General features: G+C 43.9%; 23 protein-coding genes. 13 read left to right on the top strand and 10 right to left on the bottom strand.

What is annotated here, in order from left to right; translation table 11 throughout:
- Positions 1-11: 11 nt before the first annotated feature.
- From H150_RS0102865 to H150_RS0102855, 3 genes are read left to right on the top strand one after another with little or no spacing between them, the layout of a single operon-like run.
- The gene (locus H150_RS0102865; protein WP_019957539.1) at positions 12-920 is read left to right on the top strand and encodes an ABC transporter permease subunit; all 909 of its coding nucleotides are present in this window, start codon (positions 12-14) and stop codon (positions 918-920) included.
- A complete protein-coding gene (locus H150_RS0102860; RefSeq protein ID WP_019957538.1) occupies positions 920-1,921 on the top strand; it encodes an ABC transporter ATP-binding protein in 1,002 nt (333 codons plus the stop codon). Before H150_RS0102865 ends, H150_RS0102860 begins: the two co-directional genes overlap by 1 nt.
- The gene (locus tag H150_RS0102855; protein WP_019957537.1) at positions 1,918-2,895 is read left to right on the top strand and encodes a dipeptide ABC transporter ATP-binding protein; all 978 of its coding nucleotides are present in this window, start codon (positions 1,918-1,920) and stop codon (positions 2,893-2,895) included. Before H150_RS0102860 ends, H150_RS0102855 begins: the two co-directional genes overlap by 4 nt.
- 98 nt (positions 2,896-2,993) lie before the next feature.
- Here the strand turns inward: H150_RS0102855 and H150_RS0102850 are convergent, their stop codons facing one another.
- The 3 genes from H150_RS0102850 to H150_RS15255 form a co-directional block, all read right to left on the bottom strand.
- Positions 2,994-3,917, bottom strand: a complete 924-nt coding sequence (locus H150_RS0102850; protein WP_019957536.1) for a MetQ/NlpA family ABC transporter substrate-binding protein — start codon at positions 3,915-3,917, stop codon at positions 2,994-2,996.
- Positions 3,918-4,008: 91 nt separating this feature from the next.
- Positions 4,009-5,331, bottom strand: a complete 1,323-nt coding sequence (locus H150_RS0102845) for an NAD(P)/FAD-dependent oxidoreductase (protein ID WP_019957535.1) — start codon at positions 5,329-5,331, stop codon at positions 4,009-4,011.
- Between the two features lie 368 nt (positions 5,332-5,699).
- Positions 5,700-6,299, bottom strand: a complete 600-nt coding sequence (locus H150_RS15255) for an OmpA family protein (RefSeq protein ID WP_019957534.1) — start codon at positions 6,297-6,299, stop codon at positions 5,700-5,702.
- A gap of 188 nt (positions 6,300-6,487) precedes the next feature.
- Here H150_RS15255 and glyQ point away from each other — a divergent pair, with 188 nt between their 5' ends.
- Together glyQ and glyS are read left to right on the top strand one after the other, a co-directional pair.
- Entirely contained in the window at positions 6,488-7,393 is a 906-nt protein-coding gene (gene glyQ, locus H150_RS0102835) for a glycine--tRNA ligase subunit alpha (protein ID WP_019957533.1), read from the top strand.
- Between the two features lie 75 nt (positions 7,394-7,468).
- On the top strand, positions 7,469-9,532 hold the full coding sequence (gene glyS / locus H150_RS0102830; protein ID WP_019957532.1) for a glycine--tRNA ligase subunit beta: 2,064 nt from the start codon (positions 7,469-7,471) through the stop codon (positions 9,530-9,532).
- A gap of 79 nt (positions 9,533-9,611) precedes the next feature.
- On the opposite strand, the gene H150_RS0102825 is transcribed toward glyS, so the two are convergent.
- From H150_RS0102825 to H150_RS0102810, 4 genes are all read right to left on the bottom strand, one after another.
- Entirely contained in the window at positions 9,612-11,411 is a 1,800-nt protein-coding gene (locus H150_RS0102825; RefSeq protein WP_019957531.1) for a DUF262 domain-containing protein, read from the bottom strand.
- 183 nt (positions 11,412-11,594) lie between these two features.
- Positions 11,595-12,467 (bottom strand): MBL fold metallo-hydrolase, encoded by an 873-nt coding sequence (locus H150_RS0102820; protein WP_026353416.1) that lies wholly within the window; start codon positions 12,465-12,467, stop codon positions 11,595-11,597.
- A gap of 7 nt (positions 12,468-12,474) precedes the next feature.
- Positions 12,475-12,891: a YeeE/YedE family protein gene (locus H150_RS0102815; RefSeq protein ID WP_019957529.1), complete on the bottom strand. Its 417-nt coding sequence runs from the start codon at positions 12,889-12,891 to the stop codon at positions 12,475-12,477.
- Positions 12,888-13,307, bottom strand: a complete 420-nt coding sequence (locus H150_RS0102810) for a YeeE/YedE family protein (protein ID WP_019957528.1) — start codon at positions 13,305-13,307, stop codon at positions 12,888-12,890. Before H150_RS0102810 ends, H150_RS0102815 begins: the two co-directional genes overlap by 4 nt.
- Positions 13,308-13,399: 92 nt before the next feature.
- On the opposite strand from H150_RS0102810, the gene H150_RS0102805 reads away from it, so the two are divergent.
- Entirely contained in the window at positions 13,400-13,711 is a 312-nt protein-coding gene (locus H150_RS0102805) for an ArsR/SmtB family transcription factor (RefSeq protein ID WP_026353415.1), read from the top strand.
- Positions 13,712-13,736: 25 nt separating this feature from the next.
- Here the strand turns inward: H150_RS0102805 and H150_RS0102800 are convergent, their stop codons facing one another.
- Positions 13,737-14,099 (bottom strand): YidH family protein, encoded by a 363-nt coding sequence (locus tag H150_RS0102800; RefSeq protein WP_019957526.1) that lies wholly within the window; start codon positions 14,097-14,099, stop codon positions 13,737-13,739.
- 179 nt (positions 14,100-14,278) lie between these two features.
- Between H150_RS0102800 and H150_RS0102795 the strand changes: the two genes are divergently transcribed.
- The 5 genes from H150_RS0102795 to H150_RS0102770 all read left to right on the top strand — a co-directional run bounded on the left by H150_RS0102795 (position 14,279) and on the right by H150_RS0102770 (position 20,940).
- Positions 14,279-15,208: a YihY/virulence factor BrkB family protein gene (locus H150_RS0102795; protein WP_019957525.1), complete on the top strand. Its 930-nt coding sequence runs from the start codon at positions 14,279-14,281 to the stop codon at positions 15,206-15,208.
- 164 nt (positions 15,209-15,372) lie between these two features.
- A complete protein-coding gene (locus tag H150_RS13590) occupies positions 15,373-17,865 on the top strand; it encodes an AI-2E family transporter (RefSeq protein WP_051082976.1) in 2,493 nt (830 codons plus the stop codon).
- A gap of 115 nt (positions 17,866-17,980) precedes the next feature.
- On the top strand, positions 17,981-18,637 hold the full coding sequence (locus H150_RS0102785; protein ID WP_019957523.1) for a hypothetical protein: 657 nt from the start codon (positions 17,981-17,983) through the stop codon (positions 18,635-18,637).
- Between the two features lie 282 nt (positions 18,638-18,919).
- On the top strand, positions 18,920-20,281 hold the full coding sequence (locus H150_RS0102780; RefSeq protein WP_040755620.1) for an MFS transporter: 1,362 nt from the start codon (positions 18,920-18,922) through the stop codon (positions 20,279-20,281).
- A 344-nt stretch (positions 20,282-20,625) separates the two neighbouring features.
- A complete protein-coding gene (locus tag H150_RS0102770) occupies positions 20,626-20,940 on the top strand; it encodes a hypothetical protein (protein WP_026353413.1) in 315 nt (104 codons plus the stop codon).
- A gap of 96 nt (positions 20,941-21,036) precedes the next feature.
- Here H150_RS0102770 and H150_RS0102765 read toward each other — a convergent pair whose 3' ends face one another.
- Positions 21,037-21,438 (bottom strand): hypothetical protein, encoded by a 402-nt coding sequence (locus H150_RS0102765; protein WP_019957520.1) that lies wholly within the window; start codon positions 21,436-21,438, stop codon positions 21,037-21,039.
- 107 nt (positions 21,439-21,545) lie between these two features.
- Between H150_RS0102765 and H150_RS0102760 the strand changes: the two genes are divergently transcribed.
- Positions 21,546-22,139, top strand: coding sequence for a thermonuclease family protein (locus H150_RS0102760; RefSeq protein ID WP_019957519.1), 594 nt, complete (start codon positions 21,546-21,548; stop codon positions 22,137-22,139).
- A 450-nt stretch (positions 22,140-22,589) separates the two neighbouring features.
- The gene (locus H150_RS0102755; RefSeq protein WP_019957518.1) at positions 22,590-23,693 is read left to right on the top strand and encodes an ABC transporter substrate-binding protein; all 1,104 of its coding nucleotides are present in this window, start codon (positions 22,590-22,592) and stop codon (positions 23,691-23,693) included.
- Positions 23,694-23,763: 70 nt separating this feature from the next.
- Here the strand turns inward: H150_RS0102755 and H150_RS0102750 are convergent, their stop codons facing one another.
- Positions 23,764-25,722 carry an oxidoreductase gene (locus H150_RS0102750; protein ID WP_019957517.1) on the bottom strand — a complete coding sequence of 653 codons (1,959 nt, stop codon included), beginning with the start codon at positions 25,720-25,722 and terminating at the stop codon, positions 23,764-23,766.
- Positions 25,723-25,781: the final 59 nt, after the last annotated feature.

The following is a 25,781-nucleotide window of genomic DNA, read 5'->3' as shown; positions in this document are numbered from 1 at the left end:
AGGGCTTTTATATGTCACAAACGACCACCCCCGCCACAGCCGCCAGTTTAACACCACCCAAACAGTGGCAACAATTTGTCAGTGCTTTTATGAAAAACCGCGGCGCAGTCATTGGCTTATTGGTCTTGATTGCTTCCATCATCATCGCACTTTTCGCCCCGCTCATCGCCCCACACAACCCATATGAATTGTTTCAAGGCAAAGAGCAATTGCCACCTGTCTTCATGGAAGGTGGCGACAGTACGTTTTTATTGGGTACGGACGATGCAGGACGCGATACCTTGTCACGCGTCCTGTACGGCGCACGCTATTCTTTGTTCATTGGTTTGTGTGCCACCACTTTGTCTTTATTGATAGGCGTCAGTTTAGGTTTGATGGCCGCATTTTGGCCCAAGCTTTTAGGAAAATTCATCATGCTCATCAATGACATTTTGATGTCTTATCCAAGCTTGCTATTGGCCATCATCATCGCCGCCATCTTAGGGCCATCGATGACCAATACCATTTTAACCATTGCCTTGGTGTGTTTGCCGCCATTCATCCGTTTGACCCGTGCCACCGCTATGGTGGAATTGCAACGCGATTATGTTACCGCTTCTCGGGTCATGGGTGCGGGCACCATGCGTTTGTTATTTGTCACCATTTTGCCCAATTGTATGGCGCCGCTGATTGTACAAGCGACCATGGTCTTTTCTTCGGCAATTTTGGAAGCTGGTGCCATTGGTTTCTTAGGCTTTGGCGTTCAACCACCCGATGCCGAATGGGGTGCGATGCTCGGCACAGCACGCCAATACATCCAAAGCAATGTGTGGTTGGCGATTTTTCCAGGTGTGGCAATTTTCATTTCTGCATTGGCAATTAATTTGACTGGCGACGGTTTGCGCGATGCCTTAGATCCAAAACTCAAAGAGGTATCATAATGACAGAACCTTTATTACACATAGACCATTTGAGCGTGGTGTTTGGCAAAGGCGAACGGGCTTTTCGTGCAGTCGATCAAGTGAGCTTGTCTTTACAAGCGCAAGATGTGTTAGCCGTAGTCGGAGAATCGGGTTCTGGCAAATCAGTCACGATGATGGCATTGATGGGTTTATTACCCAGCAGCGCCAATATCCACGCCAACAGCTTGCGTTTTAATGGCCAGGATTTGCAAGCCATGAGCGCCAAGCAAAAGCGTCAAATCATCGGCAAAGACATCTCGATGATTTTTCAGGACGCTATGAGCAGCCTGAACCCAAGCTTCACCATCGAAACCCAAATCAGCGAAGTTTTAAAAACCCATTTGGGTTTAAAAGGGGCAGCCGCTCACCAACGCTGTATTGAATTGCTGCAACTGGTGGAAATTCCCGATGCCAAAAATCGTCTCAAAGCCTATCCACATCAATTATCAGGCGGCATGAGCCAACGGGTCATGATTGCGATGGCTTTGGCGTGTGAGCCCAAATTGTTGATTGCCGATGAACCGACCACCGCACTGGATGTAACGGTACAAGCACAAATTATGGATTTGTTGCGCCGCTTACAGCAAGAACGACATATGGCGATGATTTTAATCACACATGATTTAGGTTTGGTAGCAGAAAATGCCCATGAAGTGGCGGTGATGTACGCAGGGCAAATGGTGGAACGCTCACACGTTGCCAAAATTTTCAAACGCCCTGCCCATCCTTATACCGAAGCTTTGCTCGCTGCCATTCCTGAATTGTCTATTGGTCAAAAACGCTTGCATTCTTTACCAGGGGTCGTACCGAGCCAATATGACCGCCCACAAGGTTGTTTGCTGTCACCGCGCTGCCCTTATGTACATGAGGCGTGTCACCAGCCCGTGTTGTTGCAAAACAGCCCTTTTGGACAAGTGCGCTGCGTTTATCCTGACATCAGCGCCATTTCCACCTCTCAAATCACGGGAGTTTCAGCATGACCCATTCACAAAACATCGTGCTCAGCGCCCAACAATTGAGCCGCCATTATCAAATTCCACAAGGCTTTGGCAAATCCAAAGCCACTGTCAAAGCCTTAAATGGCGTGTCGTTTGAATTGGCGCAAGGCAAAACCTTGGCCATCGTGGGCGAATCTGGTTGTGGTAAATCCACGCTCGCCCGACAACTGACTTTAATTGAAGAACCCACTGGTGGCAGCTTGTATGTCAATGGTCAAGACACCACCCATTTGAACAAAAACGCCCAAAAAAAACTGCGTACCGAAATTCAAATGGTGTTTCAAAACCCATACGGCTCATTGAATCCGCGCCATACCATTGGTTTTCAATTGACCGAACCTTTGGACATACACACATCGCTGAGCAAAACAGAAAAAAAAGACCAAGTGGAAGCGATTATGAAACAAGTCGGCTTGCGACCTGAACATGTAGGGCGCTATCCGCACATGTTTTCAGGCGGCCAACGCCAGCGCATCGCCTTAGCGCGAGCGATGATGTTGAATCCCAAAATCATTGTTGCCGATGAGCCCACTTCCGCTTTAGATGTGTCAATTCAAGCACAAGTATTGAACTTGTTCATGGATTTACAGGACGCTTATCACACCGCTTATGTGTTCATTTCACACAATTTATCGGTGGTGCGCCATGTGGCGGACGATTTGATGGTGATGTATTTGGGCAAAGCGGTGGAACACGGCCCCAAAAAAGCCATTTTTGACAAACCTTGCCATCCCTACACACAAGCTTTGCTCGCTGCCGCTCCCAGCTTGAACGGTCATCAAGCCCAAATCAAGCTTGCAGGCGAATTGCCCAGCCCTTTGAATTTGCCGCAAGGCTGCGCCTTGCATTTGCGTTGTCCTTTTGCCCAAGAAACGTGCGGCCACAGCGAACCTGAGCTGCGTCCATGGCAAGGTCGCTTGGTTGCCTGTCATCGTTTGGAAGAGATTGCCGCTTAAAAAGGATATTTCACCATCAATGCATTAAGCATTGTATAAAATCAAGCGTCCTGTAAAACATTTACAGGACGCTTGATTGACAATCACATTACGTCAAATCAATGGGTTGCAGAAGCTGCTTGCAAAGCTTCAGCTGAGCCTTCGCTGGCACCTGATTTACCCGCGACTTTCCACTGTACTGGGTATTTGTAACCTGGATAAGTTGCAAACGTGTATTTTTTGAACTCATCTGACTCATAAGCTGCGATGACATCTTGCGCCCATTTGCTGTCTTTGTCAGCGGTACGGAATGCGCCCCAGTTCACATACGCATAGCTTGGCTCTTGGTACAAAGCATCGGTCAATTTCATGCCGCTGCTCAAAACGAAATTGCCATTGATAATGGCATAATCGGCATCAACGCGCGCGCGGGGCAAATTCGCCGCTTCCATTTCGATGAATTCTACTTTTTTGATGTTTTCAGCAATGTCGGCTTTCGAAGCTTGCAAAGCATTGACATTGTCATTCAAACGAATCCAACCCAATTCACTCAACATCACAATCGCACGTGCAAAATTCGATGGGTCATTCGGCACAGCAACAGTCACGCCATCTTTGACTTGGTCTAGCGCGGTCAATTTACCTGCATACAAGCCCAATGACGAAGTCGGCACTTGGAAACCCATGCTCAAAGGCAATTTGTGTTCGGCCACAAAACTGTCAAAATACGGTTTGTGTTGGAATACGTTCACATCCACCGCACCCTCAGCCAAAGCCATATTTGGGGTTACATAATCATTGAATTCGGTCAATTTGACTTGATAGCCTTGCTTTTCCAAAATTGGCTTAATGGAATCTTTCACCATGTCACCAAAATCGCCCGCAGACGTACCAATCACAATTTCTTTTTTCTCAACATCCACACTCACTGCACTACCAGACGCTTCTTTGGCCGCAGGCGCAGCCGCTTGTGGTGAACAAGCAGCCAAACCCAAGCTGACAAAAGCCGCAGTCAAAGTCATCGTCGTTTTCAAGCCCAACATACATCTCTCCCAATGCGCCGCAGCGCCACTACTTCAGTCTAAAAAACACAGCAATGCTGTGGCTGATGCGTAAGAGCCATCAGCTGCTCCGTCAAATATCCAAACCCGCAGTTTGCTGCTCTTTATGGATGCGCCATTTGGCACCTAAGCTGCGAAATGGCTCAGGTGGTACTTTGGTTGGTTGGCTGGTTTGGCGAATAAACTCCAAAGCCTCGCTGTTATTGCCATGCATCATTTCTGCCATGTAATAACCCAAATACGTTCCCTTAGCCACGCCCACACCGTTACAACCACAAATCACATACACATTGTCTTGCGGCTGTGCAAACACCGATTGGTAATTCATCGTCACCGCCAACACGCCGCCCCAAGTGTATTGAAAATCCACTTGTTTCAAAAATGGGAAACGCGCTTCAAACGAGGCACGATGTTGTTGCCATGCTTGTTGGCGCTGCTGCTCGCTAGAATGTTGACTAGGATTGAATTCCAAAATATTGCGCACTAAAATACGGCGGTCTGGCGTCCATCGAACCGTGGTCCCCGCAGGATGTGCCGAAGTCACACCCCAAGGCTGAATATGATGAAAATGTTTTTGCCACAAATGTTCTGGTAATGGGTCGGTTAAGCTGCCATAGGTGAATACAGGCGCGATGGTATTTTTGGTCAACGCACTGACATCGGTAAATGAGCTGGTACATTGCACCATTTTTTTGGCATGTAACACGCCACCTACCGTATGCAATTTAATTTCATCGCCATATTCAATATGAATGATGGGAGAACGGGTATAAAAATCGATGTGTTCTTGCAAACCCAAAGCAATACCGCGCACCAAAGCCGCAGGATTCATCAAAATATTACCCGGTGTGAAAATACCTTCTTGATAATAATCTGTTCCCAAACGTGCCGCCAATGCGTCCCGCTTGAAGCGTTGATAAGCATCTTGACGTTTTTGCAACGAGGCTTCAAACGCATCCAAACCGGCTAAATTGGCGGTTTCTTTGGCAACCAAATATTTGCCAGCTTGGTGCCACAAACAATCAATTTGAAATTGCTCACGCCAATTTTGCAAACGCTCAATGGCAAACGCATTCAATCGGCGAATGTGTGCATCTTGTTCAGGCGTGTTTTCTTGAGCATCGACATTGTGAGGCAAATCAATGATGAATCCGGCATTGCGGCCTGAAGTGCCTTGCCCCACATCCAAAGCCTCCACAACGGCAATGGTTTGATTGGGATACAATTCCTTCAAACGCTGCGCTGCTGATAAGCCCGTAAAACCCGCGCCCAACACCACAATGTCTGCGCGCTGCTGACCTTTTAAAGGTCGTCCAATACTTTGCTTGACATTGGCAGCCGTCAAATACCAACCCAAATCCCCATCCACTTGCGGCAAACACTTGATTACACCCATCACACCTCATCCCAACAACTGCCCGTCAATGTCATTTTGTTGCTGACACATGCCATTGACACGCCAATTCATTTATTTCGAATAACAAACTCTGAGCAATGATGATACAAGTTTAAAATAAGCAATTGGTTGTTATTCATACACATCTAAATAAAATCAGCATAAAATATTTATTAAATGCCAAAAATCCCAATGTTCATACCAAGATTGAGCATTTTTTTGCCATGATTGTGACTTGTTTACATCGAAAACAACGCTTTATGTGCCTCTTATGTAGATTCATAAACAACAAAATATTCTATTTTTGAACATTTAAAAAAGCGTCCTGTAAACATTTACAGGACGCTTTGTATGCCATTTCAATTCATTTATTTCAAAACCACTTCCACGCGACGTGCCTCAGCATTTTCGCCTGTGCCTTCCAATACTTTTGGTTTCACCAATTCAATGTCTTGCTCAGGCACACCCAATTTCACCAATGCATCACGCACCGCCTGCGCTCGTTCCTTAGACACGCGCTCATTCACTTCCAACGAACCCGTACTGTCGTGAAAACCCGACACTTGTGCTTTTTTGCCTTGTTTCACGCCTGCAACTATGGCTTCTAAAGCCTCATCAGCACCGGTTGCCAAAGCAGTTTGACCTGACGCAAAATAAAATTTCACCGTGCCTTGTTCTACCACCACGCGCGCACCGTCACTCTCCACCGCAGCCACAGGCTCACTCGCACTCGCCATCACAGCAGGTTCAACGATGACCAAACCATTGGCTTCTGCAATTTCTTGGCTGTCGGCTGTGGCAGGCTGCTCAGCCACCACATCGCTTGCTGACGGTGCTTGATTTTCTTTGGCATCCACCGCAATGGCATAAAACAACACGATTGCCGTCACCGCACCCACCAACGTACCGAGAAACAAAAACAATTTACGTTGGGTCTTTAAATCTTCATCTTCATTATCGAACGACACCTGACACTCCTTGTTACTTCTATCAATGGGAACAAAATCAAACTGAACTTTTCAATAAAACCAAAGCATTATACTGTTTTTTATTTTCTATGCGTATGTTTTGCCATGCAATCGGCGCCGTTCACTACCCACTGTCCGCTTGATACAGTAGAATAAGCCTATTTACGACTACCTCTAAAGTCCGTTCCATGTTGACCTTTCAAGAAATCATTTTCAAATTACAATCATTTTGGGCAGCCCAAGGCTGTGTGGTTTTACAACCATTTGACTTAGAAGTCGGCGCAGGTACATCCCACCCTGCCACTTGCTTACATGCTTTGGGCCCTGAACCTTGGTTTGCCGCTTATGTACAACCTTCACGCCGCCCTAAAGACGGTCGTTATGGCGATAATCCAAACCGTTTGCAACACTATTACCAATTTCAGGTCGCTTTGAAACCCGCTCCTGACAACATCCAAGAATTGTACTTACAATCGTTACAAGAATTGGGCTTGTCTCCTTTGGAACACGACATCCGTTTTGTCGAAGACGATTGGGAAAATCCTACTTTGGGCGCTTGGGGCTTGGGTTGGGAAATTTGGTTAAATGGTATGGAAGTGACGCAATTTACCTATTTCCAACAAGTTGGCGGCATTGATTGCTCACCTGTTTTGGGTGAAATCACTTACGGCATCGAACGCTTGGCGATGTATTTGCAAGGCGTAGAAAATGTGTACGATTTGGTGTGGGCAAAAACCTTAGATGGTCAAACCGTCACTTATGGCGATGTGTACCACCAAAACGAAGTGGAACAATCGACGTACAATTTTGAATATTCCGATGCTGAATGGTTATTGGGTCAATTCAACCAATACGAAGCACAAGCGCAACGCATATTGGCAGTGGAAGACGCATCTTTGGCTTTGCCTGCTTACGAATTGGTGTTAAAAGCAGGTCACACTTTCAACTTATTGGATGCGCGCGGCGCCATTTCTGTGACCGAACGCGCCACTTACATTGGTCGTGTGCGTGCGTTGAGCCGCGCTGTGGCACAAAAATACGTCGACAGCCGCGAAGCTTTGGGCTTCCCATTGATTAAAAACGCCGACAAATAATATTAAAGCGTCCTGTAAACCCAATCTGTTTTTACAGGACGCTTGATTTCCAAGATTGCAAAAAAGGTTAGCCAAATGAGCACCGAAACCCTATTGATTGAACTTCGTACCGAAGAATTGCCGCCAAAAGCTTTGAACAACTTAGGTCAAAGCTTTGCCCAAAACATCATCGAACAATTGCAAAAAGACCAATTCATTGGTCAAGATGCCGTTTACAAAGTCTTTGCCTCACCACGTCGTTTGGGTGTGCAAATCCAAAACGTCACCGCCATTCAAGCCGATCAACAAATCGTGAAAAAAGGTCCATCTGTTGCCAATGGCATGAAAGATGGCGAACCAACCAAAGCTTTATTGGGTTTTGCCCGTGGTGCTGGCGCGGACGTGGCGGATTTAAAAGTTGTTTTCGATGGTAAACAAGACGTTTACGCCTACGAATACACCCAAGCGGGTCAAAGCTTGGAAAGCGTGATTTCAGATGTGTTGGCACAAGCGGTAAAAAAATTGCCGATTCCTAAAGTGATGCGTTGGGGCAGCTCAACTTACACTTTTGTGCGTCCTGTACACGGCTTAATCGTGATGTTGGGTGCACAAACTTTGAACGCTTCTGTGTTGGGTTTAGAAAGCCAAAACTGGACTTTGGGTCACCGCTTTTTGTCTAACGACCCTGTGACTTTCAACCATGCTGACGAATACGAAACCAAAATTGCCGAACAAGGCAAAGTGATTGCCAATTTCGCGGCGCGTCGTGCTTTGATTAATTCACATTTGGCACAAGCGGCTGACAAATTAAACGCCACCGTTGCCGCTGATGAAGCTTTGCGTGACGAAGTCACCGCATTGGTAGAATTGCCTGTGGTTTTGGAAGCAGGTTTTGAGGCGCATTTTTTGAATGTGCCACAAGAATGCTTGATTTTGACCATGCAACAAAATCAAAAATACTTCCCATTGCTCGATGCCAATGGCAAGTTGATGAACCGTTTCTTGCTCGTGTCTAACTTGAAAGCCCAAGACCCGATTCACATCGTTCAAGGCAACGAACGTGTGTTGCGTGCGCGTTTGTCTGATGCGGAATTTTTCTACCAAACCGACCGCAAAAATACTTTGGAAAGCCGTTTACCACGTTTGGATACTGTGGTTTACCACAACAAAATTGGCAGCCAAAGCGAACGCATTGGACGTTTGGTGGGCATCGCCTCTCACATCGCAAGTTTGATTGGTGCCGATGTGACCTTAAGCGAACGTGCTGCACGCTTGGCCAAAGCCGATTTGGTCACTGAAATGGTGGGCGAATTCCCGGAATTGCAAGGCACTATGGGCAAATATTATGCCCAACACGATAACGAAAACGCCATTGTTGCCCAAGCCATCGAACAACATTACCAACCACGTTTTGCAGGCGATGCTTTGCCTGACTCAGCCGAAGCCACTGCAGTCGCTTTAGCAGACAAACTCGAAGCGATTGTCGGCATTTGGGGCATTGGCTTGATTCCAACAGGCGACAAAGACCCTTACGCTTTGCGCCGTGCGGCTTTGGGCGTGGTACGCATGTTGATGCAATACAATGTCAACTTACCGAGCTTGGTACAGGCCGCTTACGACAGCTTCCCTGCAGGCATTTTGGCTGATAAAACTGTCTCTGAAGTGGTCGACTTCATGTACGCGCGTTTGGCGGTATTGTTGCAAGGCGATTACGCCCACGACGTGGTCGCAGCAGTCTTGGCACACCGCCCTGAAAGCTTGCACGACATTGGCGCACGTTTGGAAGCGGTCAGCGCATTCAAAGCCTTGCCAGAAGCGGCAGCTTTGGCAGCAGCCAACAAACGTGTGCACAATTTGCTCAAGAAAACCGATGGTGAATTGGGTGCAGTGAATGCCGATGGTTTACAAGAAGACGCGGAAAAAGCTTTGTTTGCAGCCACTGAGAACTTGCAAGCGAGCATCAACACTGCCATTGCAGCGCAAGACTTCACCGCAGCTTTAAGCCAATTGGCGACTTTGCGTGCACCTGTGGATGCGTTCTTTGATGGCGTGATGGTGATGGCAGATGATGCCGCTTTGAAACAAAACCGCTTGAATTTGCTCAATCAATTGAATTTGCAATTGAATGCCGTAGCAGACATTGCCTTGTTAAGCGAATAATCTAAGCTTGAAACCACTTTAAACCATTTAAAAAGCGTCCTGTAAGGTTTACAGGACGCTTGTTTTTAATGCGATACCATTACTGCATAAAAATAAAATCAATCAAACGCTGCGTGGCTTTGTCAGTGGCCGCTTCAATGTCTGACTTTTCCCAAACATCTTTTGGATAATGCTGTAATGCTGCTGCAATGTGGTATTGGCTGTCTTTATAACCCGATTTTTCGGACACGGTCTTTTGTTTTTTGGTTTTAAACCATTGGTTGCCAATGGATTTGTTAATGTTTTCTTCCAACAAAATTTTATTGCCCACTTGGTTCACCAACGCTTTGAACTCTTCTTTGTCCTCAATGCCTGCATCGGTCTGAATGCTGGTGATGTTATTGCCGCTAGATGGCATGATGTGTTCAATATTCACATTGTCTGCAAAATCAAATGGCAAACCTTTTTCTTTGGCATACAAATATTCATTTAAATACACCAACGCATTTTTTTCATATACCCAAATCGCCTCTGCAACCGCTTCAGAACGCCAATTTTTTTCATTGCCTATATGCTGATTAAAGTCTTGCTCGATTGCATTAAAATCAATTTCAGCATCGACCAATCTGATGTTTTCTTTGAATAAAAAAGCTTTGTATTTCGCGCTAGAATAAGCCGTATCATCAAGCTCTAACAACACAAACAAACGCAACAAACATTCACAAATATCGGTAATAATGGCATCGGTTAATTGCGCAACATCATAACGATATACATAACTGGCCAAAAACAACTTGGCATTTTCATTGAATTTCAACAACAATTTCACCATAGGATGCGTTTTAATGGCATCCCAAGCATCGGCGATTTTCAACAAATCCGCACACAACTGCATCGGCTGATCTAATAATGCACTATTGATTTCAGTGTAATACCGTCTCAATCCCGGTGTGCTGGCATCGAACTCATTGTTTTTAGCACGCTGAATATACATAAATTGTTGCAATACCGAATTCATATCCACCATTTTTTGATGGCTTAATTCATGCACCAAATGGTTGATTTTTTCCCACTCTGTATTAAATTGAGTTTTGTCTTCAGACTTGGAATACATTTGTGCTGAAATGATGTCTGCATCTGACAACGGCATACCTGTTGAATTCAGAGAATTGAACATCGTGATGGCTTGAGCGACTTCCCAACTGCGAATTTCAATGATTTGGCATTTACCTAAAAAATTTTTAGCAAAACCATTTAATTCAGATCCATCTTTTTTCTCCAACTCTTTGTAGAAAAATTTGAAATTTCGAAAATGGTGGGTGTATTTGTTGTCTCTTTGCTTGCGCGGCAATTTGGCCACATGTTTTTCTGCATCCATAAAATCCACAGCAGCAAGAATTTTTGCCACTTCATCTTTGTAAAGTTCATTAATAGAATGATTTTCTAAAATGACAATACCTTGCATACTGCTAGGATTTTTAATCATCGCAGGGATATCTTCTGCTTCTGCTTGATACAAGATACCCATAATTTTCTTGCGATTGTCTTTTAAACCTTCTTTCAAAGGTTCCGATTCCTCATCATTAGAGATTTTGGGAATCACCTCATTCAACCGCACCAATAATGCTTTTAGTAACAATAAAAATGTCGTGGTTCTTTGCTGTCCATCAATCAAACTAAATGTTTTAGAATCTGACACATCCACAATCACCGTACCGAAAAAATAAGGATCATCGGATTCTGATGTCCGAAATGCTTCAATGTCTTGCCATAATTTATCACACTGATCCAAACCCCAAGAATATGCTCTTTGATAGTTAGGAATCACAAACTTAGCAGATTTTTCTAACTGTAAATAAGTACTGATTAATTTCAATGTTGGTTCAATGTTCTTTGCCATACCATTTCCTTACTGACATACAATATTGTGTTTTAAATTCGTTCGGCATATATACCACTGCAAAAAGACAGGTTATGTCTATCTACACGACAATATAATGCTTTGCCTCATAAATTCCAAATAAGTAAAAGCGTCCTGTAAACACTTACAGGACGCTGATTGCATACACGTTGGAAATCAATATTATTTTTTAAAATAATTCAAAGGCAATTTCAAATACGACACACCATTGCTTTCCGGCTCTGGCAATTGACCGCCGTTCATGTTAATTTGAATGGCAGGCAACATCAATTTGGGCATGCTCAAAAATGCATCGCGGCTTTGGCGCAGACTGATAAAATCGGTTTTAGTGGTGTGTTGGTTAATGTGAATATTGTGTTGCTTTTGCGTGCGAATATCGGTCTGATATACATATTCACTTCGGCTTTCAGGCAAATAATCATGGCATAAAAATACCCGTGTGGTTTCAGGCAAAGCATATAATTTTTGCACTGAATCGAACAAATCGGCAGCATTGCCTTTAGGAAAATCACAACGTGCCGTACCATAATCAGGCATGAACAAAGTATCGCCTACAAACACATTATCGCCAATCACATAACTCAAACATGCAGGAGTATGTCCTGGTGTGGGAATATTGTACGCTTGCAAAGTACCGATTTGAAAAGCCTCACCATCGGCAAACAAATGATCAAAAGGCGGCATGTCTCGGTATTTTTGCACATCCAAATGGTAAATTTGACTGAACATTTCTTGCACCAACACGATGTGTGCACTCATCGCTACTTGACCACCCAGCTGCTGTTGCAAATAATGCGCAGCACTCAAATGGTCTGCGTGCACATGGGTTTCCAACAACCATGCCACGGTCAATTTTTGTTCTTGTATATAGGCAATGATGCGGTCTGCATGAGTCGTTGTCGTGGTGGCACTGGCTGTATCATAATCCAATACACTGTCGATAATGGCACACTCACGGGTATTGGCATCACTGACCACATAACTGAAGGTATTGCTTGATTCATCAAAAAAAGCTTGGACTATGGCTTGGGACACGATGTATTCACCTTTTTGAATATTGACGATGCAACCACACACCAACGGCCATCGCAACAATAAAATAACCAGCCTCATAATGACCCAAACCAATTAAGGTCAAGCTCGGTGCTGGACACATGCCTGCAATGCCCCAACCGATACCAAACAACACACTGCCTATTAGCAATGGGCGGTCAATTTGTATGGCTTGTGGCAAATCTATCGGCTCATTGAATACGGTAGTCGGTTTGGCTTGGCGCGCTGCTTTTTGAAATGGCACAAACGCCACCGCAATTGCACCCATCATCACAAAAGCCAAGCTGGCATCCCATTGTCCAAAAACATCCAAAAAGCCCAACACTTTTTCAGGATTGGCCATACCTGAAAACGACAAACCTATGGCAAAGATGCCACCGAATACAAACGCCAAAATATTTTTCATGAAATGACTCCCACCACATGGCGCATTACTGCAACCGTAGCCATGCCTGCTAACATGAATACGGCCGTTGCCACCAACGAACGCTTGGACAAACGACTAATACCACAAATGCCATGCCCACTGGTGCAGCCTGAACCCATACGCGTGCCAAAGCCCACCAACAAACCTGCTAAAATCATCATCCAAGGATTGGCATCCACCCAGATTTCAGGCTGAGAAAACCACGCATATCCAAACGGCACAATCAACAAACCCGCTAAAAACCAAATGGCAGGTGTTTTGAAAGCCGTTTGCGGATTTAAAGTTTGGGCAATCAAGCCGCTGATGCCGGCAATGCGACCGTGGACGTACAAATAGCCCACCGCCGCCAGCCCTAACAAAGCACCACCTAAAAAGGCAGCCAAAAAATCGTGCATGCTCAACACCTCAAAAATAAAATATATTTTTATATTATATAATTTTATATAATATAACAAGCATGATGTTTCAAATACCTATGGATACCCAAATGAATCCCGACACTACTCACACCCATTTCGATTTTTCGCAAGCGGAGCTTGTCAGCCAATGTTTGAAAGTTTTGTCCAATCCTGTGCGATTGAAAATCTTGTGTGTTTTGGCCAATGCTGAATTGAATGTGCAACAAATTGAAGCCATGACCGACATCCATCAACCCACGTTATCACAACAATTGACCATTTTACGCAACCATCACATGGTCACCACGCGCCGTGATGGCAAACAAATTTTTTATCAAATCCATGATGACAAAGTGCTCACACTGATGCAAACCTTGCACCAACTGTATTGCCAAGCATAATCAGTTTACAAGCGTCCTGTAAAACTTAATGTATCCAAAACGAAACCATGAGCAACAAGCCTGTTAACAAAGTAAATAAGTTTAATACCAGCGGATATTGGGTGCGATAATGTGGCAAAAATTCTGCCTCGGTTAAAGAGCGCAAACCTGCTCGGTATTGAAACAAAGAACCGACATTTACCACCATGCCAAACACAATCACCGCCACGCCCAACCAATGGTTGTAAACAATTTTGTCATGGTATTTTATAGGGTCAATTAACTGTACCAACAAGCTGGATTTTTGAATCAAAAAACCAAATGCGACCAAGGCCAAAGCACTGCGATTCCAAGCCAAAGCCGTACGCTCTAATGCAAACAAAACTCTCGGATCTTCTAAATTGGACATAGCCCCACCTCTTAAATAATATTAAAACGTGCATTCTATGATGTCTGTTGCTGAATAGGCCATCTCAAACCTAACGCAACTTTAACCATCAAAAATCACACAAATGGATCAAATAAAAATAAACTTGTTTGACCTTGATTTTATCTATCATTCATTTGGTTTATACAAAAAGGCCACATATGCCTCCATTCATCCAATATATTCAATCATTTGTAGTGAAAAATCCCAATCAAATCGATATTTTGACTCACAAAGGCATGTGGCAAGATTTGATTTGGCGGGTCAAAAACGTGGACTTGTCTGCATTAGGGGCTCAATTGGCCTATTTTTTCTTATTGTCATTTTTTCCGCTGATGATTTTTTTCATCGGTTTGATTCCCTATTTGAATTTAAACCCATCGCATGTGTATGAATTGATGGCGGATGTGATGCCGCCTGATATTTTTAAAATGGTACAACAAATTCTAAGCCCGATTTTGACCCATCAAAACAGCAATATTTTGTCTTTGGGTGCATTAGGTACTTTATGGTCGGCTTCTAAAGGCATGAATGCTTTGATGGCTGCGCTGAACAAAGCTTACAACCTCGAGACCGCCATGACTTTCACAGACCGTTTGTGGTCGGTGATATTTACTTTGCTGTTTTTAGCACTGCTGCTGATGGCGTTGGTATTGCCAATTTTTGGTGGGGCGATTATGACATTTGTACACCAATGGATTGACGTGCCCGATGCCATACGTGGCTTGTGGGAGACTTTGCGTTTGATTATGCCTGCGTTGATGATTTTTGTGTTGTTATTGGCAATGTATTGGATTGTGCCCAAAACCAAACCGCGCTTACATGTCTCACGTGTCTTTGTAGGCACATCGGTCGCAAGCTTAGGTTGGTTGGCGTTGACTTATGGCTTTTCCACTTACATTGCCCATTTTGGCAATTATTCAGCCACTTACGGCAGCATTGGTGGTGTGATTGTGCTGATGTTATGGCTGTATTTCACTGGCATGATTTTGATTTTTGGAGGCATCATCAACGCCACTTTTCAACGCCGCCACGATGCCAAATTGCGTTTAAAAACACCGTTAACACAAACACAATCCCCGACCATTTAAGTCGTCAGCTGCGGCATGCTTAAAACTTTACAGGACGCGTAAAAGATGATTTGCCATATTCATGTTAAACGACAGCCTGAACTTTTACCGTCCGTCATTCATCTGAATTCATACTGATGAATTCAATTTAAATCTTCATGAATCAATACATAAGGATGGTTGCCATGAATCAACCCAATCCCCATCTTCCTCCAAATAAACCCACGCCCTCTGCCGAAAACCCACACGACAATACAACACCGCAACCCTCAGATACCACCTTAGAAAACCAACATTTAATGGCGCAAATAGTCTCATTATTGCCCAATTTGCGCATCTTAATTGGATTGTGTATTGCCGCTTTGGTCATCAGTGGTTTGTATTTTGGACGCTCTTTATTGATTCCCTTAGCTTTGGCAACATTTTTAGGCTTTTTATTGCATCCCATCGTCTTAAAACTCAAACATTGGGGCTTGCCACATTTGGTTTCAGTGATGACGGTGATTACAGTCTGCTTGGCTTTGCTCATCGCTGGCACCACTTATTTGGGCATGCAATTGGTGAATTTGAGCCAACAATTGCCCACTTACCAAGACACCATTCAAGAAAAAGCCCAAAACCTGAAAACCTATACCGAAGGACCAAGCGTGTGGGACGGCGCCATCAGCACATTTTCTATCATTCAACAAACCATCAGCGACACAGCACCTAACATCAAACACGATGATGACCAAGAACCCAAAAATTCCAATGAAGCGGCCATTACCGAAGTCAAAATTGTTTCAGATGAATCCAATCCCATCAATGCAGTGGCGGTATGGATTCAAGCGGTGGCAGAACCGATTGTCACCGCAGGCATTGCGTTGTTGTTTGTGATTTTAATTTTAATCAATCGCAGCGAATTGCGTGATCGCATTTTATTGATTTTAGGTAGAAATTTGAACGTCGCCACTGACATGCTCAATGAAGCCGCACAACGCATCGGTACTTATTTGCGCATGCAATTGTTGGTCAACGCCAGCTACGGCATTCCTATGGCCATAGGTCTGTGGTTTATTGGTGTGCCTGCTGCATTTTTGTGGGGCACGATTGCCGTTGTCATGCGTTTTATTCCGTATGTCGGTCCTGTGATTTCATCCATTTTTCCATTGGCTTTGGCTTTTGCGGTAGACCCTAGTTGGGACATGGTTTTGTGGACTATTGGTTTGATTGTGGTATTGGAATTGATCAGCAACAATGTCATCGAGCCGTGGCTGTATGGCAGCAGTACGGGTTTGTCCACCTTATCCATCATTTTAGCCGCCACATTTTGGACCGCTATTTGGGGACCTGTGGGCTTGATTTTGTCCACCCCGATGACGGCTTGTTTGTTGGTGTTGTCTCGCTCCATTCCATCTTTGCGTTTTATTGAGGTTATTATTGGCAGTGATCCTGTTTTAGAAACCCCACAACGCTTTTACCAAAGATTGTTAGCACAAAATATTGCCGAAGCGGTAGAGCTGGCCGAAAATTACATCGAAGCCGACTTACCGCACAAAGCCGATACACCACTGCTGGCACGCAAAGTCATTGGTTTTTACGATGATGTTGCCATTGAAGCTTTGCGCTTGTTTTCCTCTTCACACGATGATATCGCCACCGCGCGCCACCGCTTGCGTATGAATTTAGGCATCGCTGAATTCAACCAACATATGTACAAAGATTATCCAGTTAACGACATTGCCTCCGTATGTGATTTGAATATTGTGTGTTTGGGCGCACGCTGGTATGTCGATGTGCAAGCGGCGGCAATGGTGACCCATGCATTGCAATTGAGCGGCTTTCAAGCACAAACTCACAACAATGCTTTTTTGCAAAACCAAAATGGTTTGGAGCAAATTGATTGGGAAAATATGGATGTATTGTGTTTGTCTATTTTCAATGCCGAACCCATGGCACAAATTCGCCTGATTGCCCGCCATTTACGCGCATATGAGCATTTGCATATTATTGTCATTGCATGGAATGGCGATATTCAAACCTTGAACGTCGCCATGCAAGAGCGATTTGAATTGACCGCAGTTGTGGACAGCATACACAGTTTAAACTTGCACTTGCCTTTATTGCCTAGCCATCATTCCACCACCATTAACCCGACTTTATTGCCCGACAACGAAGCGGAACGTTTACAAGCTTTGGTGCAATGCGATGTCTTCAATGCCGCTTATTTGCCTGTTTATCAACATATTATTAAACAAACCTTGCACAGCTTCAATGTGGATTATGCACAAATTGCTTGGGTAGACGAGCATTGGGTACACACCCCTGCCAATACTTTGTTATCAAACACACAAGACACTGGCATTGCACGCGAACAATCCATCGCCACCTATATCGTGTATGAAAATGAAGATTTGATTTTGGAAGACATTCAAAACGATCCTCGTTTTGACAAACATTCTGAATTGGCAGGTCATAAAATCCGTTTTTATGCAGGTGTGCCACTGCGCAATAAAAAAGGTTTGATTTTGGGATGTTTATCCATTATGAACCATCAAAGTCGCAGCTTGAACGAGCAAGATTTGGAAGTTTTGCACAGTATTGCTGATTATTTGATGCAATTGCTGCGAGAACCCAATCAAATGAATGCTTTAATTGCCGAATTACAAGAAACGGCATCAATCGACTCTACCCATTAATCCAAGCGTCCTGTAAATCTTTACAGGACGCTTTTTACATTCATTTAGAATAAAGCCATTGCCAAACAATCTCTTACTGTTTTAATCTTGCAAGCATATTGAGATTAGGAGAAAAATGTTGAAAACAATACACAAAATCATCGCTATCAGTATGGTTTTAGGCACGGCTCAATGGGCACAAGCACAGGTTTTAGGCGAAGCGCGCGGGGATTTGGATGGTGATGGGCAAGCAGAAATCGTGGTGGTGACCGATACAGGACGCCCAAGCAACAATGATTTAGGCAGCATACGCAAATTGGAAGTATTCAAAATCCAAAATGGTAAACGCAGCTTGTGGCAACAAAGCCAACAAGTGATTTTGCCTTCCCAAGCAGGTGGTATGATGGGCGATCCGTTTCAAGAAATCAGCATCAAAAACGGCTCTTTGTTTGTCAACCACGCCGGTGGCAGCTCATGGAAATGGGACACACGCGACCAATATCGCTATCAAAATGGTCAATTTGAATTAATCGGCTACCAATCTTCCAGTGGGCGTATTTGTGATTCTTGGACAAAAATTGATGTCAATTTTCAAACAGGTAAAATGATTTACAAGCAAGAAGCCGATGGCAATGTCGATGCATGCGATGACAATATTGCAAAAATAAAACCCATCAACGAAACCTTTGTGAATAAAAACGTTAAATTAAACTTCAAAAATCGCCATGCCCAAGAAGTGTATGTCATTGCACCAAAATCTAAAGAAAAAATCTATTTTTCTTCAGGCAATTAGAAAACAATTTATACATGATGCCCATTGATGCATCTGCCACATTAATGGGTATTTTTATACTCAAAATATGACTATTTCATGTCAAAATCAACCAAAAATAAACGAATACATTAATTCAGCTATGCATTTAAAACATATCAATTAGATAAGTTTTTTGCTATTTCCTAGACAAAATTGCGCCTAATATGCATCTTCGCCTCGTATAACTAAGCATATTAAATATGCATTTTAAACATAATAAACGCGAGGCTTCTCAAACAACTAGTCAGAAGAGAAGACCAAATGAAGATTAACGTGCAGGAATTTTTCAATCAACACAAGTTGTCATCCTTTCAATGGATGATTTTCGTATTCACATTCTTAGTGGCATTTTTTGATGGCTTGGATACCGCTGCCATCGGTTACATTGCACCAAGCTTGCTCGCAGAATGGGGCATGGAGAAAAAAGAATTGGCTCCTGTGATGAGTGCTGCCTTGTTTGGCTTGGCATTCGGTGCAGTGGCATTCGGTCCTTTGGCTGACAAAGTCGGTCGTAAATTGATGTTAGTCGTATCTGTCTTCATTTTCTCTGCATTCAGTATCGCGTCTGCTTTTGCAACCAACTTAACGCAATTGGAAATCTTGCGCTTTATCACAGGCGTGGGCTTGGGTGCAGCGATGCCTAATGCTGTGACCATTTTGTCTGAATTTTGTCCTGAGAAAAAACGCTCATTCTTGGTGAACACCATGTATTGTGGTTTTCCTTTGGGTGCGGCAGCAGGCGGTTTTGTTTCAGCGTGGTTGATTCCTAATTTTGGTTGGCAGTCTGTATTGATTGTGGGTGGCTCGATTCCATTGATCATGAGCATCATCATGTTGTTTATGATTCCTGAATCTGTAAACTACATGGTTTTGAACAAACACCCGTTGGATAAAATCAAACGCACTTTGGCCAAAATCGACCCTTCTGCTAACCAAGCAACCGAATTCGTCTTGACTGAAAAAGCACCTGTGACAACCAATCAACAAAGTGGTATGTCAGTAGTATTGTCTAAACACTACATCGTGGGTTCGGTGATGTTGTGGGCATCTTACTTCTTGGGCTTGATGGTGTTTTATGCCATCATCAACTGGATGCCAACTTTGATTGCCGAAGCCAAAGGTGCAGGTATGGATCCTAAATTAGGTCCTGTGATTTCTGGTTTGTTTGCTTTGGGTGGTTTGGGCGCGATTGCCAATGGTTGGTTGATGGACCGCTTTAACGGTAACTTGTTGATTGCTTTGTTCAGCATTTTAACTGCTGTGTTTGTAGGCATCATTGGTGTGTCTTTGAGCTGGGGCGTATCGGCATTCATTGCTGTGGTGATTTTGGCAGGTATTTTCCAAAACACAGCCCAATCGTCTTTGCCTTCTTTGGCAGCCAACTTCTACCCAACTGCTGGTCGTACTACTGGCGTGTCTTGGATGACTGGCATTGGTCGCTTCGGTGCGATTGCAGGCTCATTCTTGATGGCTGAAATGGTAGCGCGCGAAATGACTTTGGAAAACATGTTCTACGTTTTGGCAATCCCTTCTGTCATCATGATGGTGTGCTTGTTGGTGAAAAATGCTGTGTATCCAGAGAAAAAATCTGCTAGCAATGCCAATCAAGTAGTGGGTCATTAATTGACTTAAGCAGTCACAATATACAGCGTCCTGTAAAGCTTACAGGACGCTTTTTTTATGTGAAATAGCCGTGTCATTCTCTCAATATATACATCATTGGCATATTCATTCATCTTCGCTAACCGACTATCAATAAGCAAAAAAACACCTGACATGGGTCAACAAATTTCGAGGCCATGACTCTATGTCATATGCCTGTTCACCATCATTGATTAAGACCATGCCATGAACACACCCACCACCTTTTCATCGCTGTCGCCTTCAATCTTTGCCTTTTTTCCGCGCATGCCACCCATCTTAAAAAATCAATGCCGCCTATTCCCAGCAGCTTTCAAGGCGATTGGATGAATGTTGCCAATGAAACACGCCGTTTGAAATTATGCCGTCAATTGGCAGAAAACGCTCATATGCCCATTCCCAAAATTTACGCCCTCACCTTCACAGAGCAAACGGTTGAGCATCGCTATATTGCAAACGGTCAACCGATTTTTGTGAATGAATTCAAGCTGCGTTACAGCATTTTTAACGCCAACCACATTATTGGTAAAAGCGAGCAAGAATACCAAAAATGGGGGACAGAGACCGAATTTCCTGTGCGCTTTAATCTGCCTTTTGCTTACACCATTGACAACCATGTCATACACACCTCATTTGCCTAGCAAACGTTTTTATCCTTGTCCCAAAGATTCACCTTATTAATTCCAATAAAAAAGCGGCCTGTAAAGTTTACAGGCTGCTTGATGCATACATATTAACTAATCCGCAGACATCACAATTTCCACTTGTACATTGCCACCTTTAGGTTGCAATAAAACGGTGGTTTCACCGCCTTGATAACCCAAATCCATAACCCAAGCACCATTTTTCAATGAATATGCCGCCTTCACCAAACCCTCATCGTTGTTCTCAGGCAATTCATCGCTCACAGCTTGTTGTGGAAATTGTTCACGCAATAAATCGCCACCATCCAACACGCTGCGCACATGTTGATAAACTTGGCTCAAATTTTGGCTTTCATACACACAAACCATTTTGTCTGCACCCGCACCCAAACTCACAGATTTACACGATTTCGGTGGTGCTGCCCAAGCCAAAGAACTGCCTAAAACCATACTTACTGCTGCCAAAGTCAAACTTTGCCATGTTTTTACTGTCATCGGTTTTCCTTATTTTTTTGTCATAGTACACATTGTAAACAAATCTCATATTAAGGCAAAAAAGCTTTGGCAATGCGTGTATCTATTTTACAATGACTCTCTTTTTAATGTGCAACAGCACGAATGTGGATGTGGTTTTGAAAGCTTGGTTATTAGAATATTGGCAATGGCTGGTCGTTGCAGTGTTAATGTTGTTGCTGATTGTCGTTGTAGTCTACACCTTAAAACAAATACACCGCTTATGGATGATTTGGACTGAACCGTTTAAAAAAGGCCACACTTACCGTTGTAAAATCATCCGTGTCACCGATGGCGATACTGTGGTTTGCCAAAAACGCTTTTTCAGTCGCCAACAAACCACTGTGCGCCTAGCCTATATCGATGCCCCCGAAAGCAAGCAAGTTTACGGCAGTGAATCCACACATGCTTTACAACGCATGGTCTTGAACAAAAACGTCCAAATTTTGATTACCACCATCGATGGTTATGGTCGCCATGTCGGCGATTTGTACCGCAATGGCAAAAACATCAACGAAACCATGATTACCCAAGGCCATGCGTGGGCTTATCCGACTTATGGTAAAAACAAAGCCCACAAAGAACATTTATTGTCTTTGCAAGCCAAAGCGAAAACCAAGAAAATCGGCTTGTGGAAAAACCGCAAAGTGGAAAATCCCAGCGATTTTCGCAAACGCAAATAACCGCAAATCAACCTATATACTTCTGCTGATGTCGGCAAACGCCCACATGATTTTAATAAAGCGATGGATTGATGAAGGTGATTTTGACATCTTATCGCCTTCTGTATCTTCATACATTTAATCACATCTTAAGAAGCGTCCTGTAAAGATTTACAGGACGCTTCTTCAATAATCCATATAAAACATTCAAATATTCATTAATATTTCAAACATTTAAAAACCATTTTCAATCGAATTTACAACGGCTTAAATTTTATTAAAAGTAAAAAATAATATTGATTTTTTACTTTTAACTAATTATTCTGAATATGAATTTTAAACCATGCTCATGCAATAATTCGCCAAAAGCATGGAATAAAAATCATCTTGATAAAGGCTTTCCCCATTCACATACCACTTATGTTTTTTTACACTTTATAAAAATAAAAAACGTCTCTACAAAGGAAGTTTATGAAATTTGCATCAATCGCCTTATGCCTCAGCAGTTTGTTCGCAGTTGCGGCATGTGGTCAAAGCAATCAAACCACCAGCAATGCGGCAACAGATACTCAAGCAAGTTCTAATACCCATTCCAACCAACGCAGCTTCACCATTGCCGCCACTGGTGGCAATTATCAAGATGCCATACGAACCTTATATTTCAAGCCTTTTTCAGAGAAAATCAAACAACCTGTTTTAGACGAGGTGTTTGATGGTGGCTTTGGCATCATTCAAGCCAAAGTACAAGGCGGCAACGCCAATTGGGATGTGGTACAAATGGAAGCCCAAGACTTGATTCGAGCTTGCGACGATGGCTTGTTAGAGCCTTTGGATTGGGCAAAATTGGGCGGCAAAGAAAGCTTTATCGACAGTGCCACTTTCAGCGAATGCGGCGTCGGCTCAATCATGTGGTCAACAGCGATTGTTTACGACGGTAATAAATTGCAAGACGGTCCGAAATCATGGGCAGATTTTTGGGATTTGAAACAATTTCCAGGCAAACGCTCTTTGCGCAAAACGCCTGAATACGCTTTAGAAGCTGCCTTATTGGCAGATGGCGTACAGACCGATCAAGTGTATCCATTGTTGGAAACCGAAGAAGGCATCAACCGAGCTTTCAAAAAGTTGGATGAAATCAAGTCGCAAGTATTGTGGTGGGATAGTGGCGCACAACCATTGCAATTTTTGGCTTCAGGTGAAGTGAGCATGGCAGCGGCTTTCAATGGTCGCGTCACGGGTATGAACCGTACCGAAGGCACCAATTTTAAAATTGTATGGAATGAAAGCTTGTATGGCATAGACAGCTGGACCATCTTAAAAGGCTCGCCTTATAAAGATGTGGGCATGGATTTTATCGCTTATGCAACCTCAGCAGACATTCAATCTAAACTACCTGAAACCCAAGCATATGGCATTACCAATAAAGCGGCTATCAGCAAAGTGTCTCCTCAATTGGCAGCGGATTTGCCCTCTACGCCTGCCAATATGCAAGGTGCGTTTGCTTGGAATGCCACGTATTGGGTCGATCGTTCAGAGGAGTTGACAGCTCGTTTTAATGCTTGGTTAGCCAATTAGTCATACTTTGGTTTTTATCCAATAAAAAAGCGTCCTGTAAACATTTACAGGACGCTTTAAAACATGCCAATCAAATCATGGCAGCATATTTCAAACCTTCATAAATCGCTTCTTCGGCTGTGCGTGGCGTATTGCAATCACCCAAACGGTATAATGGTATGCCCATGTCTTCCAACACCTCACCCAATTCATCTTTAGCCACATGCCCATCACACGTGATGATGCTATCAATACCTTCTAATTCAATGGCTTCAGCACTGGTATTGTGTTGCAAATAGACGGTGCCTGCATCAAAACCATACAAGCGGCTGTTGTGTAACAAACGAATGCCCAAGCGGTGTGCCGTCGCGCTCAAATCGTCACGCACATACAAAGGCAAAGTCTCGCCCAAACACAAACCATTGATAGCAACCGTGACATCAAAACCTTGTTTGACCAATGATTCTGCAATCCCGGGGGCAATCCAATCGCAACGCCAATCGGTAATCAACACCGATTTGCCTTTTAAACTTGCGCCTTGCAAATATTGCCATGCATTCAAACGCTGTACGCTGTCGTCTTGTGCCTCCAAAGCCCGCTCATACGGCACCGCTCCCGTTGCCAATAACACCTCATCAGGTTGCTGCGCTTGAATCAAAGCCGCATCTACGGGCGTATTCAAATGGATGCTGACGTCTTGATGTGACAAAGCCTGTTTCAAATTGGTAATCAAACCACCAAATTCACTGCGCCGCGACAAGTTTTGTGCCAACAACGCTTGTCCGCCCAATTGCGATGCTTGTTCATACAAACTGACTTGATGACCTCGTTGTGCCGCAATCAAAGCCGCTTTCATGCCCGCAGGTCCGCCACCAATAACCATGACTTTTTTGGTTTGCTGCGCCTGCGCCAATTGTCCATATTGTTGCTCACGCCCTGTTTGCGGATGTTGGATGCAAGAAATTGGTTGGCCTTTGTGAAAGTGACCAATACAAGCTTGATTGCAACCGATACAAGCACGAATGTCATCGAATTGGTTGTCAGCTGCTTTTTGTGGCATTTTCGGGTCACAAATCAATGCACGAGTCATACCACACATATCAGCTTGGCCTTTTTCAATGATGACATTGGCGTCTTGTGGCTGATTGATGCGACCTGCAATCAACACAGGAATATTCAAATGATCTTTGAAAATTTTGGTTTGTTCCGCCACATAGCCTGCTTTGAATGCCATCGGTGGCGCAATGTGCATCGCACCGCCTAAGCTTGCCGATGTACCCAAAGTCAAGTTCACATAATCCAAATGAGGCTCTAAAGCTTGGGTGATTTGCAAAACCTCATCTGCCGCCAAACCACTGGCATCTTGTTCATCAGCAGAAATGCGCATTCCAATGATGAAATCATCCGAAGTGGCTTCCCGAATCGCTTGCAAAATGTCCACGCTGAAACGCAAACGGTTTTCCAATGAACCGCCATATTGGTCTTCACGCAAATTCACTTGTGTGTTCATAAATTGTGCTGGCAAATAACCATGACTGGCAACAAACTCCACACCATCCATGCCCGCTTCATGCATATAACGAGCGGCCTGTACATAACCTGCTGATATTTCATCTATCATTTTTTGATTCAAAGGCTTGGGCATCACATGAAAACGCTCGTTGGGCACAGCAGAAGCAGAGTATGCTACCGCCAACAAACCTTCGCCCGCCTCCATAATTTCACGTCCCGGATGGAAAATCTGCCCCACCACCGCACAATCTTGTTCATGACACATCTGCGCCATTTTACGATAGCCTTCAACACAGCCGTCATCGGTTGCCATCAACAAATGCGTGGTATAACGCGCACTTTCGTGAACGCCCGACACTTGCAACACAATCATACCCACGCCACCATCAATACGAGCTTGATGGTAAGCGAGCAAACGCTCATTAATCGTGCCATCGGTTGGCATCGTGGTGTCGTGACCGGTTGAAAAAATACGATTTTTGATGCTCAAATGGCGAATTTTTAGCGGCTCAAACAAATGCGTTAAAGATGATGACATGTTCCAATTCTCTCTATTTTTGTAGATTTTTTATCAATTTTTACATCCAAAACCAACCT

The organism is Vitreoscilla stercoraria DSM 513 (assembly GCF_000382305.1).
Taxonomy (GTDB): Bacteria; Pseudomonadota; Gammaproteobacteria; order Burkholderiales; family Neisseriaceae; genus Vitreoscilla; species Vitreoscilla stercoraria.
Note: the sequence above shows the minus strand (reverse complement) of the source record. Positions and strands in the feature narration are given on the sequence as shown.

Coding starts and splice junctions, on each gene's coding strand:
- H150_RS0102865 (WP_019957539.1), top strand. CDS start 12: ATGTCACAAACGACCACCCCCGCCACAGCCGCCAGTTTAACACCACCC.
- H150_RS0102860 (WP_019957538.1), top strand. CDS start 920: ATGACAGAACCTTTATTACACATAGACCATTTGAGCGTGGTGTTTGGC.
- H150_RS0102855 (WP_019957537.1), top strand. CDS start 1,918: ATGACCCATTCACAAAACATCGTGCTCAGCGCCCAACAATTGAGCCGC.
- H150_RS0102850 (WP_019957536.1), bottom strand. CDS start 3,917: ATGTTGGGCTTGAAAACGACGATGACTTTGACTGCGGCTTTTGTCAGC.
- H150_RS0102845 (WP_019957535.1), bottom strand. CDS start 5,331: ATGGGTGTAATCAAGTGTTTGCCGCAAGTGGATGGGGATTTGGGTTGG.
- glyQ (WP_019957533.1), top strand. CDS start 6,488: ATGTTGACCTTTCAAGAAATCATTTTCAAATTACAATCATTTTGGGCA.
- glyS (WP_019957532.1), top strand. CDS start 7,469: ATGAGCACCGAAACCCTATTGATTGAACTTCGTACCGAAGAATTGCCG.
- H150_RS0102825 (WP_019957531.1), bottom strand. CDS start 11,411: ATGGCAAAGAACATTGAACCAACATTGAAATTAATCAGTACTTATTTA.
- H150_RS0102815 (WP_019957529.1), bottom strand. CDS start 12,891: ATGAAAAATATTTTGGCGTTTGTATTCGGTGGCATCTTTGCCATAGGT.
- H150_RS0102810 (WP_019957528.1), bottom strand. CDS start 13,307: ATGCACGATTTTTTGGCTGCCTTTTTAGGTGGTGCTTTGTTAGGGCTG.
- H150_RS0102805 (WP_026353415.1), top strand. CDS start 13,400: ATGAATCCCGACACTACTCACACCCATTTCGATTTTTCGCAAGCGGAG.
- H150_RS0102800 (WP_019957526.1), bottom strand. CDS start 14,099: ATGTCCAATTTAGAAGATCCGAGAGTTTTGTTTGCATTAGAGCGTACG.
- H150_RS0102795 (WP_019957525.1), top strand. CDS start 14,279: ATGCCTCCATTCATCCAATATATTCAATCATTTGTAGTGAAAAATCCC.
- H150_RS13590 (WP_051082976.1), top strand. CDS start 15,373: ATGAATCAACCCAATCCCCATCTTCCTCCAAATAAACCCACGCCCTCT.
- H150_RS0102785 (WP_019957523.1), top strand. CDS start 17,981: ATGTTGAAAACAATACACAAAATCATCGCTATCAGTATGGTTTTAGGC.
- H150_RS0102780 (WP_040755620.1), top strand. CDS start 18,920: ATGAAGATTAACGTGCAGGAATTTTTCAATCAACACAAGTTGTCATCC.
- H150_RS0102770 (WP_026353413.1), top strand. CDS start 20,626: ATGAATGTTGCCAATGAAACACGCCGTTTGAAATTATGCCGTCAATTG.
- H150_RS0102765 (WP_019957520.1), bottom strand. CDS start 21,438: ATGACAGTAAAAACATGGCAAAGTTTGACTTTGGCAGCAGTAAGTATG.
- H150_RS0102760 (WP_019957519.1), top strand. CDS start 21,546: ATGTGCAACAGCACGAATGTGGATGTGGTTTTGAAAGCTTGGTTATTA.
- H150_RS0102755 (WP_019957518.1), top strand. CDS start 22,590: ATGAAATTTGCATCAATCGCCTTATGCCTCAGCAGTTTGTTCGCAGTT.
- H150_RS0102750 (WP_019957517.1), bottom strand. CDS start 25,722: ATGTCATCATCTTTAACGCATTTGTTTGAGCCGCTAAAAATTCGCCAT.